Origin of the sequence: Kribbella sp. CA-245084 (assembly GCF_050942355.1) — a bacterium.
Taxonomy (GTDB): Bacteria; Actinomycetota; Actinomycetes; order Propionibacteriales; family Kribbellaceae; genus Kribbella.
Genome location: NZ_CP192053.1, coordinates 332,482 through 345,393, shown reverse-complemented (window position 1 = coordinate 345,393; position 12,912 = coordinate 332,482). Strand labels below are relative to the sequence as shown.

At 67.2% G+C, this 12,912-nt stretch carries 19 protein-coding genes; 10 read left to right on the top strand and 9 right to left on the bottom strand.

What is annotated here, in order from left to right:
* Nucleotides 1-11 precede the first annotated feature (11 nt).
* Nucleotides 12-1,016 carry a glucose-6-phosphate dehydrogenase (coenzyme-F420) gene (gene fgd / locus ACQPYH_RS01795; RefSeq protein WP_432885607.1) on the bottom strand — a complete coding sequence of 335 codons (1,005 nt, stop codon included), beginning with the start codon at nucleotides 1,014-1,016 and terminating at the stop codon, nucleotides 12-14.
* A gap of 91 nt (nucleotides 1,017-1,107) precedes the next feature.
* On the opposite strand from fgd, the gene ACQPYH_RS01790 reads away from it, so the two are divergent.
* Entirely contained in the window at nucleotides 1,108-1,449 is a 342-nt protein-coding gene (locus ACQPYH_RS01790) for a hypothetical protein (RefSeq protein ID WP_432885605.1), read from the top strand.
* A gap of 79 nt (nucleotides 1,450-1,528) precedes the next feature.
* On the opposite strand, the gene ACQPYH_RS01785 is transcribed toward ACQPYH_RS01790, so the two are convergent.
* Complete coding sequence (locus ACQPYH_RS01785; RefSeq protein WP_432885602.1) at nucleotides 1,529-1,894, bottom strand: MarR family winged helix-turn-helix transcriptional regulator; 366 nt, start codon at nucleotides 1,892-1,894, stop codon at nucleotides 1,529-1,531.
* Here ACQPYH_RS01785 and ACQPYH_RS01780 point away from each other — a divergent pair.
* The 3 genes from ACQPYH_RS01780 (at nucleotide 1,803) to ACQPYH_RS01770 (ending at nucleotide 4,009) form a co-directional block, all read left to right on the top strand.
* On the top strand, nucleotides 1,803-2,258 hold the full coding sequence (locus ACQPYH_RS01780) for a cupin domain-containing protein (RefSeq protein ID WP_432894302.1): 456 nt from the start codon (nucleotides 1,803-1,805) through the stop codon (nucleotides 2,256-2,258). The genes ACQPYH_RS01785 and ACQPYH_RS01780 overlap by 92 nt on opposite strands.
* 382 nt (nucleotides 2,259-2,640) lie before the next feature.
* Nucleotides 2,641-3,471 carry a carbon-nitrogen hydrolase family protein gene (locus tag ACQPYH_RS01775; RefSeq protein WP_432885599.1) on the top strand — a complete coding sequence of 277 codons (831 nt, stop codon included), beginning with the start codon at nucleotides 2,641-2,643 and terminating at the stop codon, nucleotides 3,469-3,471.
* A gap of 37 nt (nucleotides 3,472-3,508) precedes the next feature.
* Entirely contained in the window at nucleotides 3,509-4,009 is a 501-nt protein-coding gene (locus ACQPYH_RS01770) for a methylated-DNA--[protein]-cysteine S-methyltransferase (protein WP_432885596.1), read from the top strand.
* Nucleotides 4,010-4,035: 26 nt separating this feature from the next.
* Here ACQPYH_RS01770 and ACQPYH_RS01765 read toward each other — a convergent pair whose 3' ends face one another.
* Both ACQPYH_RS01765 and ACQPYH_RS01760 read right to left on the bottom strand, forming a co-directional pair.
* The gene (locus tag ACQPYH_RS01765) at nucleotides 4,036-4,494 is read right to left on the bottom strand and encodes a hypothetical protein (RefSeq protein ID WP_432885593.1); all 459 of its coding nucleotides are present in this window, start codon (nucleotides 4,492-4,494) and stop codon (nucleotides 4,036-4,038) included.
* Nucleotides 4,495-4,513: 19 nt separating this feature from the next.
* Entirely contained in the window at nucleotides 4,514-5,341 is an 828-nt protein-coding gene (locus tag ACQPYH_RS01760) for a DUF72 domain-containing protein (RefSeq protein WP_432885590.1), read from the bottom strand.
* 18 nt (nucleotides 5,342-5,359) lie between these two features.
* Between ACQPYH_RS01760 and ACQPYH_RS01755 the strand changes: the two genes are divergently transcribed.
* The gene (locus ACQPYH_RS01755) at nucleotides 5,360-6,295 is read left to right on the top strand and encodes a phosphotransferase (protein ID WP_432885588.1); all 936 of its coding nucleotides are present in this window, start codon (nucleotides 5,360-5,362) and stop codon (nucleotides 6,293-6,295) included.
* Nucleotides 6,296-6,394: 99 nt separating this feature from the next.
* Here ACQPYH_RS01755 and ACQPYH_RS01750 read toward each other — a convergent pair whose 3' ends face one another.
* Entirely contained in the window at nucleotides 6,395-6,769 is a 375-nt protein-coding gene (locus tag ACQPYH_RS01750; protein ID WP_432885586.1) for a hypothetical protein, read from the bottom strand.
* A gap of 232 nt (nucleotides 6,770-7,001) precedes the next feature.
* On the opposite strand from ACQPYH_RS01750, the gene ACQPYH_RS01745 reads away from it, so the two are divergent.
* On the top strand, nucleotides 7,002-7,202 hold the full coding sequence (locus ACQPYH_RS01745) for a VOC family protein (RefSeq protein ID WP_432885583.1): 201 nt from the start codon (nucleotides 7,002-7,004) through the stop codon (nucleotides 7,200-7,202).
* Here ACQPYH_RS01745 and ACQPYH_RS01740 read toward each other — a convergent pair.
* Nucleotides 7,199-7,696, bottom strand: coding sequence for a hypothetical protein (locus ACQPYH_RS01740; RefSeq protein ID WP_432885581.1), 498 nt, complete (start codon nucleotides 7,694-7,696; stop codon nucleotides 7,199-7,201). The genes ACQPYH_RS01745 and ACQPYH_RS01740 overlap by 4 nt on opposite strands.
* A gap of 20 nt (nucleotides 7,697-7,716) precedes the next feature.
* Nucleotides 7,717-8,148, bottom strand: coding sequence for a hypothetical protein (locus tag ACQPYH_RS01735; protein ID WP_432885578.1), 432 nt, complete (start codon nucleotides 8,146-8,148; stop codon nucleotides 7,717-7,719).
* Nucleotides 8,149-8,241: 93 nt separating this feature from the next.
* Between ACQPYH_RS01735 and ACQPYH_RS01730 the strand changes: the two genes are divergently transcribed.
* Genes ACQPYH_RS01730 through ACQPYH_RS01715 form a run of 4 tightly spaced genes read left to right on the top strand, consistent with a single transcriptional unit; the run spans nucleotide 8,242 to nucleotide 10,890 of the window.
* The gene (locus ACQPYH_RS01730) at nucleotides 8,242-8,586 is read left to right on the top strand and encodes a ClpX C4-type zinc finger protein (protein WP_130445727.1); all 345 of its coding nucleotides are present in this window, start codon (nucleotides 8,242-8,244) and stop codon (nucleotides 8,584-8,586) included.
* 2 nt (nucleotides 8,587-8,588) lie between these two features.
* Entirely contained in the window at nucleotides 8,589-9,155 is a 567-nt protein-coding gene (locus ACQPYH_RS01725) for a histidine phosphatase family protein (protein ID WP_432885575.1), read from the top strand.
* A complete protein-coding gene (locus tag ACQPYH_RS01720; RefSeq protein ID WP_432885572.1) occupies nucleotides 9,152-9,880 on the top strand; it encodes a nucleotidyltransferase domain-containing protein in 729 nt (242 codons plus the stop codon). Before ACQPYH_RS01725 ends, ACQPYH_RS01720 begins: the two co-directional genes overlap by 4 nt.
* A gap of 38 nt (nucleotides 9,881-9,918) precedes the next feature.
* Nucleotides 9,919-10,890: a threonine ammonia-lyase gene (locus ACQPYH_RS01715; protein WP_432885569.1), complete on the top strand. Its 972-nt coding sequence runs from the start codon at nucleotides 9,919-9,921 to the stop codon at nucleotides 10,888-10,890.
* Here the strand turns inward: ACQPYH_RS01715 and ACQPYH_RS01710 are convergent.
* Entirely contained in the window at nucleotides 10,849-12,108 is a 1,260-nt protein-coding gene (locus ACQPYH_RS01710; RefSeq protein ID WP_432885566.1) for a hypothetical protein, read from the bottom strand. The genes ACQPYH_RS01715 and ACQPYH_RS01710 overlap by 42 nt on opposite strands.
* 28 nt (nucleotides 12,109-12,136) lie before the next feature.
* The gene (locus ACQPYH_RS01705; RefSeq protein WP_432885564.1) at nucleotides 12,137-12,895 is read right to left on the bottom strand and encodes a phosphotransferase enzyme family protein; all 759 of its coding nucleotides are present in this window, start codon (nucleotides 12,893-12,895) and stop codon (nucleotides 12,137-12,139) included.
* Nucleotides 12,896-12,912: the final 17 nt, after the last annotated feature.

Sequence of the window (12,912 nt, the reverse complement as noted above, 5' to 3'; positions counted from 1 at the left end):
GACTCCTCAGCTCAAGACAGTTTGCGCAGCAACGGCAGAACGTCTTCGGTGAATTGGGTCAGGAACCGCTCCTGGTCGTTCCCGGGACCGTGGACGACGAAGTGGTTGAAGCCGGCGTCGAGGTACGGCTGGAACTGCTTCACGACCTCGTCGGGGTCGGACGCCACGATCCACCGCTTCGCGACCTGCTCGATCGGCAGCTCGTCGGCGAGCCGCTCCATCTCGGTCGCGCTGGTGACGCTGTGCTTCTGCTCCGGCGTCAACGACAGCGGCGCCCAGAACCGCGTGTTCTCGAGGGCCTGATCGGCGTCCCGGTCGTACGAGATCTTGACCTCGAGCATCCGGTCGATGTCCTCGAACTTCTTCCCGGCCTTCTCGGCACCCTCGCGTACGGCGGGCATCAGCTTGTCGGTGTAAAGCTCCATCCCCTTGCCGGACGTCGCGATGAACCCGTCACCCGCGCGCCCGGCGTACTTCGCAACCAGCGGCCCGCCGGCAGCGACGTACACCTTGATCGGCGTCTCGGGACGGTCGTAGATGAACGCGTCGACGGTCTTGTAGTACGGCCCCTCGGAGCTGACTCCGTCCTTCGTCCACAGGTCGCGGATCAGCTGCACCGACTCGCGCAGCCGGGCGAACCGCTCCTTGAACTCGGGCCACTCCATCCCCGACACGGCAATCTCGTTCAGCGCCTCGCCGCTGCCGACGCCGAGCATGACACGCCCGGGATACAGCACGCCGAGGGTCGCGAACGCCTGCGCGATCACGGCCGGGTTGTACCGGAATGTCGGCGTCAGAACCGACGTACCGAGCAGCACCCGATTGGTCCGCTCACCGACCGCCGCCATCCAGGCGAGCGCGAACGGCGCATGGCCGCCCTCGTGCCGCCACGGCAGGAAATGGTCGGAAACGGTCACACTGTCGAGCCCGAGCTCCTCGGCCCGGACGGAGTACTCCACCAGCTCCCGCGGCCCGAACTGCTCCGCCGAAGCCTTGTACCCGACTCGAATGCTCACCCTCTGCTCCAAACGTCGTCTGCGCGTACTCCGGAGGACAACCGCGCCCAGGTCCGACTTTATGCCGCCCCAGGTCGCTACCATCCTTCGCGTGTATACGGACGACGCCCGAGTGCTGGGCCTGATCGGTACGACGTTCCGCACGGCCGGGCTGCCCTCGATCCGGGTAACCGTGCCGGCCGCCCTCGCGGAACGTGCCGTCGCCGCCTGGGAGCAGGACGATGCCGGCGAACTGGACGACGCGCGGGCGCTGTCGCGGCCCGAGGACCCGGCCGCTCGTCTCCAACGCCACCGGGCCGGAGCGCTGGCGCTGATCGGGCTGTCGATCACCGAGTCCGGCAAGCTGGACTCCGACGGGAACACCGTCGTCGACCTCAGCCCGGAGCTGGTCGGGGTAGCCATGGACGCGGCCGGCGACCACTTGCGCCGCTGAAAACCGCCTTGAGCAGAAGGTAATCGCGTCCGAGAGTTCCGTCCTCACCAGGTCGAGGGCGCCGTCGTCGCCACTTCAGTCAGGGGAGGGCGTCGGTGACGGCGCGCATGGCCCGTCCGATCGCGTGCAAGTCGGCCGTCTCGACAATGTCGACGAAGTGCTCCCGGACGGACCGCAGGTTGTCGGGCGCGGCACGCTCCAGTAGCGCGAATCCGGTGTCGGTCAGTGTGGCCACCACGCCGCGCCCGTCATCGGTCGCCGTCTTGCGGCGCACGAGGTGGCGATCCTCAAGCCTCCGGACCCGGTGCGACAACCGGCTGCGCGAGTAGTACGCGAGGTCCGCCAGTTCAGCCATACGCATCGACCGTCCAGGCGCCTCGGACAGCCGGACGAGGATCTCGTATTCAGCCAGCGTCAGCTCGTGCCGTTCGCGGAGGCGCGCCAACCGCCTCCGGCTGGCGCCTGGGACGGCCGGGGCACTGCCGCACGTCCATCACCTCTCCAGTGAGGCGTTCTACGTCCTCGACGGGGAGCTCGAGATGCTGGTCGACGACACTGTCCACCTCTTCGGACGGGGCGACTACGTGGTCGTGGCGCCCGGTGTCAGCCACGCATTCGGCGCGGCGCCGGGCGCGAGCGCGGACCTGTTCATCACGATCGCGCCCGGCATCGACCGATTCCCGTACTTCCGCCTGCTGCCCCGAGTGCTGGCCGGAGAACTGTCCGACGCGAACATCGCCAGAATCCACACGGAGTACGACGTCCATTTCGTGGAAAGTCTCGCGTGGACCGACCGGCGTGGTCGGTGAGCGACCGCGTGCTCACCGCTCGAGCTAGTTAGCCCGCATGTCGTTTCCTGACAGACGTCCGGATTCGACCCGGGCGGCGGGTCTGGTTGACTCCGTCGCGGCGGCTCGGACAAGATGTGGGTCCGGCGCGGTCCGCGCCCCACCTTCGTCGACCGGCCCCAGCGCGGTCACAGTGAGAAGGCAAAGGGACTTCCTGTCTCGGGCCGCTCGTCCTGGTCAGCCGCCTCGACGGGATCGCTGGGGGATCGCGTGCGAGTGCGTGGAAGGCCAGATGACAGCGCACAGGAACTTCAAGCAACGGGTCCGAGCCCGCGCCGCGAAAACCGGTGAGTCCTACACGTCTGCCCTCCGGCACTTCCGTCCAACTCCAACAGGAGAAGACATGCCGGAACCGTTCCGTATCGCCGTCGCCCAGTCGACGGTGCACGAAGACCCGACCAACTCCCAGCTGCTCCGGGAGAGCGGCGCCGAGGTCCGCGGGCTGATGCGAGAGGCCGCCGCTGCCGGTGCCCGCCTCGTTCACTTCTGCGAGGGCGCGATCTGCTTCCCGAGCAAGCACGTGATGTCGTCGCTGGGCCCGGACGAGATCGGTCCCTCGGACTGGACCAAGGCCGACTGGCCGGTGCTCCAGGACGAGCTCGACCAGATCACCAAGCTCGCGCAGCAGCTCGGGATCTGGACCGTGATCCCGTCGGTCCACCAACTGCCCGGCGAACGTCCGCACAACAGCATGTACGTCGTGTCGGACAAAGGACAGATGGTCGCACGGTACGACGAGCGTGCGCTGTCGACCACGAAGGTCACCTGGATGTACACGCCGGGCACGGAGGCGGTGACGTTCGAGGTGGACGGGTACCGCTTCGGCCTCGCGCTCGGGCTCGACGTGTTGTTCCCGGAGCTGTTCACCGAGTACGACCGGCTCGGCGCCGACACCGTCCTGGTCTCCTACGCCAGCACCAACGGGCGTAACGAGCACATCGGCGTGCAGGCGCGAGGCACGGCCGCGAACAACACCTGCTGGATCAGTCTGGCCGTCACCGCGAACCCGGAGACCGGTCTGGTAGCCGGCGTGACCAGTCCGAAGGGTGAGTGGTTGGCACAGGCGTCTGAGGGCGGTCGGCCGGCGATCGCGGTGACCGATCTGCAGCCGTCCGAGTGGTCGCAGGTCGGCCGGACGTTCCGGCGGCGGACGCGGGAGCGGATCGGGTCGTAGGGCCTCACAGGTCCGGGTGTTGGTGCGTTCTATCTGTATGAACAGGCACGCGATTGTCAGCACCCGGATCGGTGAGCTCACGTTGGTCGCCGACGACGACGTCCTGGTCGGCGTCTACTTCCCGCATCACTGGGTCAAGCCGACCGCGGAGACGTTGGGTGAACGGGTCGAAGCCACCGACCCGTTCATCGCCGCGGTCGTCGAGCAGTTGGAGTCGTACTTCGCGGGCTCGCGGGTCTCCTTCGAGTTCCCGACCCGGTTGCAGGGTGATGAGTTCCAGCGCCGGGTGTGGACGGTGCTCGAGGAGATCCCGTACGGCGAGACCACGACGTACGGCGAGATCGCCGCGCGGCTCGGCGAGCCCGCCCACGCGGCCCAGGCCGTCGGTAAGGCGGTCGGGCAGAACCCGTTGTCGATCGTGATCCCGTGTCACCGGGTGATCGGGAAGAACGGCTCGCTCACCGGGTACGCCGGCGGGCTCAAGCGGAAGCAGTTCCTGCTCGACCTGGAACAGCCGGTCGGCGCTCGGTTGTTCTAGTCCGGTTGGAACTAGTCAGCTTGTAACTAGTCCGTTCGTGACAGGTTGCCGACCTGATCGGCGTACCAGTCGAGTTCGGTGAGGTGTTCGGCGATCTGGCGGAGGGTCCAGTTCGGGCTGCGGTCCTTGTCCCACTCGGCCGGCTCGACGGCGGCGTACCGCAGCACGAAGGTCCGCCCGAGCCGACGCAGCCGCTGCTCGGCCTCGCGTACGTCCTCCTCGGAGAACGGCGCGAGGTCGGCGGCGGACGTGAGCGCGCTCGCGTGCCATTCGTCGGGCTGCGTCGGTACGCCGGCCAGCAGCGCCTCGATCTCGGCGAGGTGATCGACCATGTGGTCGGCGATCCGACGGACCGCCTTGTGCGGCGTGTACGTCCGCCCGTCGTCGGAGATCAGCGGCTCGCCATCCCAGGCCGGCCAGGTGACGACCAGCTTCAGTGACCGCTCCACCGCTTGATCGACGAGTTCTCCAGGGTTCTCAGTCATGCCGCCGACGGTAAGCCCGTCATACTTCGGCGGCGAGCCGACCCGCCAGCCGCTCGGCGTCGTACGGCGCGTGCACCTTCACGTCGTTGTCGAAGTACACGTAGGTGTCGCACTTCCACGACCGGACCTTCCGCGCCCACCGGTCGAGCGACTTGTCGTCGTACCCGCTCACATAGAGCTCGTCGGCTCCGTGCAACCGGACGTAGCCGAAGTCCGCCGTCACGTCGTCGAACATCGGCCACTTGCCGGCCGTGTCCGCACACACCACGGCAATCTCGTACTCCCGCGCCAAGTCGACGAATTCCTTGGTCTTGAAGCTGTTGTGGCGTACTTCGATCGCGTACCGGATCGGGATGTCGACAGCGCACTCAAGCAGCGCACGATCCTTCATGCGCTCATCGTGGCCCTTGGCAACCTCCGCCGCAGCAGACGTTGACCGCGGCAACTGTGCGAAGAAGTTTGCGCAGCGCTCGGCGTCGTACTGGAAGTTCGGGGGTAGTTGCCACAGCACCGGACCGAGTTTGTTGCCGAGTGCAAGTACTCCGGAGGCGAAGAAGTTGGCCAACGGCGCATCCACGTCGGCCAGCCGCTTCAGGTGCGTGACGAAGCGCGGGCCCTTGATCGAGAAGACGAAGCCGTCGGGCGTCTCGTCGTACCAGCGCTGGTACGACGACGGCCGTTGGAGGGCGTAGAACGAGCCGTTCAGCTCGATCGAGTTCAGCCGGTTGGACGCGTACTCGAGCTCGGCGCGCTGCGGGAGTCCGTCGGGGTAGTAGACCTTGCGCCACGGCGGGTAGCGCCATCCGGAGATGCCGACCCGAAATTGGGTGTCCGGCCAGCGCGTCATCCCCCGATTATTGACCTTATGCAACTCGACCGCGGGGCGTACCCGGATGCACAGACCCCCTGGGAGGATCCGGCGTGGCGCTCCGCGGCGCTCGATTGGCTCGATCGGCAGCTCAAGGCGCTCGGTGTGGGCGAGACAGGCGAGCGGCGGGTGCGGCTTCGGCCGTGGTCGGTGATCATCCGGGTCTGCGCTGAGCGTCCGATCTGGTTCAAGGCGACCTCGCCCGGCAGCGCGTTCGAGCCGGCACTCGCCGAGGCATTGGCGGGTTGGGCGCCCGAGCACGTGCTCACGCCGTACGCCGTCGACACCGCCCGCGGGTGGTCGCTCCTTCCGGACGGCGGCGCGCTCCTCCGCGCGCAGACCTTGGAGGTGCGGCACTGGGAGCAGGTCCTCGTTCAGTACGCCGAGCTGCAGCGGACGCTCGTACCGCGGGTCGATGAGCTGGTGCGACTCGGCGTACCTGATGCCCGGGATCTAGTGCGGCTCTTCGACGAGACGGTGGCCGGCAACCGGACGCTTGGTGTGGAGGATCGTGAGCGGCTGCTGGCGTTCCGGCCTCGGTTGGTGGAGTGGTGCGCGGAGCTGGACGGGTTCGGGATCCCCGCGACGCTCGACCACGCCGATCTGCACGATGGTCAGATCCTGGTCGCGGGGCCGGGGCGGTACACATTCTTTGACTGGGGTGACGCGAACGTCGCCCACCCGTTCTGCAGCCTCCTCGTCGCGATCGACCGCGCCGCCGAGCAGCTCGGTCCGGACGTCGTGCCGCGGCTCGAGGACGCGTACCTGGAGCCGTGGACTGCCGAGCACCCGCAGCAGGCGCTACGTCGAGCAGCCACGCTGGCTCGCCGACTCAGCCACCTGACCCGCGCCAGCTCCTGGGGCCGCCTCTTCCCCGCAACCGCGCACATCGGCGATCCCGAACGCGTCGCCGCACTGCTGCGGATGTTGTGACGGTGGCGGATCCCCAGGCCATCACAATCGCGACGGCTACGCGAACTCACGCCTGACCGCGCCGGCGAGAGCCGATTGTGATGGCGTGGGGATCCGCTATCAGGTGGGGATCCAGGTGGGCCACCACGGTGGGACGTTGCCCGGGCAGGTGCCGGGCGAGCCGGCCGGGGTGCCTTGCCAGGAGAACAGGGCGAGGTCGGCGATCGCGATTGCGATGGCGGCTGCGATCAGCGAGAACAGGAACGCCTTCCCGGCGTACCGGAAGACGATGGTGAACAGCACGAGGTTGACGATCAAGGCGAGCGGCACCCCGAGGAACAGGAGCGTCAGCCCGTTCGGCACGCTGCCGGTCACGTCGACCTGACACGCCTTCCACGCCCGCGACGTCAGCACGATCAACCCGAACGCGGCCCCACCACCGACCACCACCGCAAGGAACGACTCCCCCTTGCTCCCCTTCGCAGCAAACGCCATGTACCTCACCGTAAGTGATCCGGATGGCCACTTGAGCGGTCAGACTGGCGTGTATGGACATCAAGCACCGGATGATCGTCTTCGACGCTGCCGACATCGAGGCCGAGAGCGCGTTCTGGGCCGGCTTCCTCGACGGCACCGTCGAGAAGTGGGGCGATCGCTGGCGCGCGATCTGGGCCGACGGCGGATGGGCGCTGGGTGTCCAGCTGGCGCCTGATCACGTGCCGCCGGAGTGGCCCGAGGTGCGCCGCAGCAGATCCACCTCGACCTGTACTTCGAGGGCGTCGACGCGCACACCGCCGCCCACGAGCGCGCCATCGCCCTCGGCGCTCGGCTCCTCAAACCCGCCGACGACCCCGCAGCCGCGCGTGGGGTTCAGGTGTACGCCGATCCCGCGGGCCACCCGTTCTGTTTGTGCTGGGTGCCTGGTTAGTCGTCCAGCGGGTGGAGGTCTACTGGGGTCAGCACCCAGCGGAAGCCGTACTTCGGGGTCGCGGCGCGGTCGACCTTGTCGGGTGCGAAGTACTCGCCGATCAGACTCAACAACCGCTCGTGGAACTCCGCGACCCGCTCACCCGGCACCCGCCCGGCATGCTCGCCCATGTCCTGCACGAACCCCGCCCCGAACATGCCCGCCGCCGCATCGGCGTACGCCTGGACGTAGTCCTGCGCACTTGGCCCGGGCAGCTCGGTCCGCCCGTTCTTCTCCGGCGCGGGACTCGCGGCGAGCTCCGCCCCGGCCGCAGTACGCCGCCAAACGCCGGCGTCCTCCACGACCCGGCCTGTGTCGCGGAGCTTCGCGAGGTACCAGAGGACGCGCGCATCCGTCAGCTCGAGCCGCTCGGCGAGCTCGCCCAGCGTCCGCGGCTCGTCCAGCAACGCCACAATCCCGCGCGGCAACTCCGAGACTTCCCAGGCACTAGTCATAGGACGTATTACTACCAGGATCAGGCTTCTCTGCGAGGCGGGAGCCACATGAACGTGGTCGCCTTGGTGAGGTCCTCGGGCTCGTGCGGTACGACGACAACCTGGTGCGGGTCCTCGTAGATCACGCGGCCCGGGGACGTGGAGGTATAGCGCTCGCACGGAAGGTTGTGTGCGGCAAGGATCTTGAGATACCCGGGAATCGGCTCCAGCAAATGCTGAGCAGTTGGAATGAACCACGCGGCGGCGTACGGATTGTCCTCATAAATCGCCGGATCGACGCTCGACGGATTCACGTACGTCGCGTCGTACCAGGCATTCGTCGTACGCCGGAATTGCTCCTCTTCCGCAGTCAGCCACCCGCGATTCCCCAGCATGTTCACCAAGCCGAAGATCCCGATCCGCCGGCCGCGCCGATCGGGGACGGGACTCTGGTACCTCACGTACGTCGCCATGCACGGATTCTCCCCGACCCTTGACCGGTCGCGCTTGTCAGGCTTAGCCTGACAAGCGTTGTCAGGGTGGTCCTGACAATCTCGGGAGGTGTCATGTCAGACAACCTGATGCGTTGCTCGTTCTGCAGCAAGGTCAAGGACGAGGTGGAACATCTCATCGCCGGACCGGGGGTGTTCATCTGCAACGAGTGTGTGGGGCTTTGCGACCACCTGCTCAGCGGCAAACCCGTGCCGAAGTTCCCGCCCTTGGACGGCAAGAGCGACGACGAACTGCTCGCCGACGTAGCCCGGATCAACTCGTCACACAGCCAGGTCGAAGCAGCCGTCCAGGACCGCGTACTACGGCTCCGCTCCCGCTCCGTCACCTGGGCACGAATCGGCGAAGCCCTAGGAATCAGCCGCCAATCAGCCTGGGAACGCTTCTCCGGCGAGGAATAACCATGCCAAGAATTCTCCTTGTCCGCCATGGTGAAGTCGACGGCGCTCAATTGGATGCAGAAGGCTGGTGGGGCCCCGCCCGCGACTTTTCTCCGCTATCAGCCGTGGGTATCGAACAGGCAAGAGAAGCCGGCCGAGAGCTCCGCGACAGCGGCGCTCGGCACATTATCTCTTCACCTATGACGCGCGCCCTGCAGACTGCCTGCCTGATAGCCGCCGAGGCCCACCTGCCACTCACCGCAGTCGAAGTCGACCTTCGCGAATGGTTGCCGGATGCAACGCTCTCTTGGCGTACGGAAGAGGCTCTTGCGGCCGTTGCCGACTTTCACCTCCACGGCGGCGAGTGGCCAGCCGGCGAAACCCGCACGTGGGAACCACAGTCCTCAGTACGCCGCCGAGCAGCCCGGGCTCTCCAGCGCCACGGCGCCCCGTTCATCGCCGTTTCCCATGGCATGCTCATCGAGTCCCTCACCGGAGACGCCGGTATCGAGCACTGCGGCGTACGCGAACTCAATCAACTCCCCGCTCTAGACGCAGGCCCAACCTTCCTGCCGGAGCCAGCCACATGACCCGCGACGACGACCGACCCCGGCGTACCGCGTGGAAGACCAGCGCACCGCCGGCACCCCGCCTGGCTCGCATCCGCGACCGGTGGCTGAGCGCGGCGACCACCGCTCTCCAGGACGATCCGCTGGTGGCCGGCGCGGCGCTGGTTGGTTCGCTCGGCGCCGGGCGTGCTGACGACTGGAGCGACGTCGACCTGCTGCTCGTCGTGAAGGACGAGCACCTCGACGACTACGCAGTACCTGATCGCCTCCCCCGCGGGCCTGGCCTCCGAGCGTTCGCGATCGATGCCCGCCACAACGGCCCGGTCGGCACCAGAGCAGTCAGTGCGCAGTACGTCGTGGACGACCTCCCACTCTGGGTCGACTGGTATATCCACCCGGTCTCGCTAGCGACCTGGCCACCCGACAGCACCGTGCTCTTCGACCGACACGGCATTACCCGATCCCTCTCGGAGCACCGCGGCGACCACGAGCCCGCCACCCCGAAGACCCCCGACGAGCACAAGGCAATGCGGCTCGCACTCATCCCGATCGCAGCCAAACAACTCGCCCGCCACTCGCCCGACGCACCGCGCACAATCCAGTTCCTCGGCGGCTCCCCCGAAGGCGACTGGCCCGACCACCTCGCCGCCGTCCGCCAGCTCCTCACCCAGTTCGACCCGCTGGCCCACCCGGAAAGCCTCGCCGCCGCCCACGCGTACCTCGACCTCCTCGAGACCTTGCCCTAGCCCCCGAGGCAGGCCAAAAGCCGTTAGGGTCTTGGGTTGTGGGAGAGAGTCGGCTTGATACGGGTCGGATTCGGGCCGCTCGTGGGGTTATTGATCCGGTGTTTCTGGATACGCCGCAGTACAGGTGTGAGGCGTTGGAGCCGGAGCTTGGGTGTGGGGTCAGTATCAAGCTCGAGACGGCGAACCCGGTGCGCAGTTTCAAAGGTCGCGGCACTGAGCTGGTTGCGAGCCAGTTGGCTGAGGCCGGTGCGCGGGCGGTCGTATGCGCGAGCGCGGGCAATCTCGGCCAGGCGCTCGCTTGGTCCGGTCGGCGTCGTGGGCTTGACGTCACCGTTGTGGCTTCGCGGTTCGCGACCAAGGCGAAGCTCGATCGGATCCGCGCGCTGGGCGCCGAGTTGGAGCTCGTGGACGGCGACCACGAGCTGGCTCGTGAGCGGGCGGCGGCGATCGCGCAGTACGAAGGAATTCGTCTACTCGAAGACAGCCTCGACCTCGAGACCTGCGAGGGTGCGGCGACGATCGGTCTCGAGTTGATGGACGGTACGCCGATGTTCGACACCGTACTGATCGCGCTCGGGGGCGGGGCGATGGCCACTGGCGTGGGTCATGTGGTGAAGGATCTGGCGCCCGACATCGACGTGATCTGTGTGCAACCGGAGGGCGCGCCAGCGTTGACCCGCTCGTGGCACCAACGCCGTGTCGTCACCACCGACTCAACCAACACCATCGCCGATGGAGTGGCCGGGCGCTTCCCGATCCCGGAGGTCCTCGACGACCTCCTCCTGATCGCCGACGACGCCGTACTCGTCCAGGAGCAATCGATCATCACCGGCATGCGCCTGCTCTACAACCAAGCCGGCCTCATCGTCGAACCCTCCGCCGCCCTAGGCATCGCCGCCGTCCTCGAAAACCCCACCCGCTTCGCCGACCGCCACGTCCTCACCATCATCTGCGGCAGCAACGTCGACCTACCCGCGTACCACCGCTGGATCGGTGTGCAAGGCGGGTGATGGTCCGGCCGTCATGAGCTGGCGGGCGCGGTGGGCGACGACGAGGGTGCTGATGATGTCGCCTACGAAGATCAGGTGTAGGAGGGTGTGGATCGTGCAGAAGCGCGGGGTGATGGCTCGGTGGCGTATCAGTAGGGCGAGCATCGTCAGGCCGCAGATCGAGGTTGGCAGCATCATCAGGTACGTCGTGATGACGGCCCAGACCAGACCGGTTGTGCCGAACGCTCCAAGGAACACCAGGGCGCCGGGACCTAGCAAGATCAGAGTTCCGTGGGTGGCGACGATCGGGAGGAACGTGGTGGCGAGTACGGCGATCGCGCAGAGGACGAAGTTCTGGACGAACAGCGGGATCAGGGCGAGCTTGACGGTGCGGGCCGATCGCTGCAGTGCGTCGAGGTCGTCTGTCAAGAAGAGGCGAACGGCGGTCCGGAACGTGACCAGAGGCACGACCGGGAGAAGCACGAGCAGGACGAACACCACCGGCGACGCGATCGTGAGCACATAGATCGCATCGCGGACGAACGGCCCGGGCGGATCCAGCAGCCAGAAGATCGCGACAAAGGCGAGCCACAGGAGGGCGGCCGACGAGCCCGCGATGAGGACGCCGGCCAGCAGGTTCCTCGAGAGCGTTCCCGGCCGGCGGGTGTCACCCAAGCGGTCCCGAGCGACCTCGACCACCGCGATCGTGCTCGGAACATCGACGACGAACAGGAACTGCAGCACCAGGTTGAGGCCGAAGAAGATCCGCCCGATCTGATCGCTCCGCTTCATCATGACCAGACAGGCCACGCTGTACGCCGATGTCGGCAGCAACACGACGTACGTCAGCATGACGAACAGCACCGCCACGAGGAACCCGTCGAGACCGAGCCGGTCCCGATCGTTGACGCCGACGACCGCGACTACCTCAGTCAGCGCGACGAAGTTGAGCAGGAAGTACGGGATGGCGATGAGCTTCACGAAGTTCGCCGACTCCTGGGCGGCGGCGAGATCACCACGTCGCGTCAGGCGTGCGGCGTCCGCGACGGCGACGATCGCCATGACGACGTACACCAGGAACCAGGCGCCGAGGACGGCGTACACGATGGCCAGGTCACCGGAGTCGTCGATCCTGAACGGTTGCTCGAGTCCGATGCCCGAGGCAACGACGGCGACCAGAACCGCGCCCAGAACGAACGCCGCGCCGAGCGCCTTGGCCGGCCCCGTGATGCTCCCCATCCCAGCATCCTCGCGGTTGAGCAGGTCATCAGTTGACTAGTGCTGCGACCCAGTCGTCGTGATGCTCGGCGATGTACGCCGCGGTCGGGCCCCAATAGTCGGCGTGGCCCTCGTCGTACAGGCGAGCCCAGGGTTGCTCGCAGGTCTCGTGGCCGCGGATCAGCAGGTCGTACTGGCCGCGCGTGCGGGCCGCGATCTGTGCGGGAAGGGCGCGCCGCTGCTCCGGGTCGAGGCCGTAGCCGTCGACCAGCGCGCGCAACCGCGGGCCGTCGACCTGTGGGTCGCCGCCCGCCACGAACGGAAGGAACGCGGTTGCGGCGTACCCGAGATCCCAGAGCCGCGACGAGGGGCCGGCGTTGTCCCAGTCGATGAAGACCCAGCGTTCGTCGTTGCGGACCAGGTTCCAAGGCGCGAGGTCGTTGTGACAGATCAGGTCGCCACCGGCGAGGTCCGGGACGATCACGTTCCAGGTGACATCTGCCGGCGGCTCGAAGGTTTCCATCGTGTCGTGGAGCTCACGAATCAACCGGCCAACCCGGCGCAACTCGTCCAGGGTCGACGGAGGCATCGCGTGGGCGAGCTCTCCACGCACGTACTCGAGGACATGCCGCCCCTCGTCATCCAGCCCGTACGTACGCGGCGCGCCGTCAAACTCCCGCTCGGCGAGATGCTCAAGCACAGCCTCAACCGCGGCCGTCTGAGGAAGCGCCGGCTTCCGCACAGTCGCCCCGACCCGCACAACCCGCCCGGCAACATTCCCACCCGTCAGCACCTCTTCACCTTCCACACCGACATCCTCCCGAA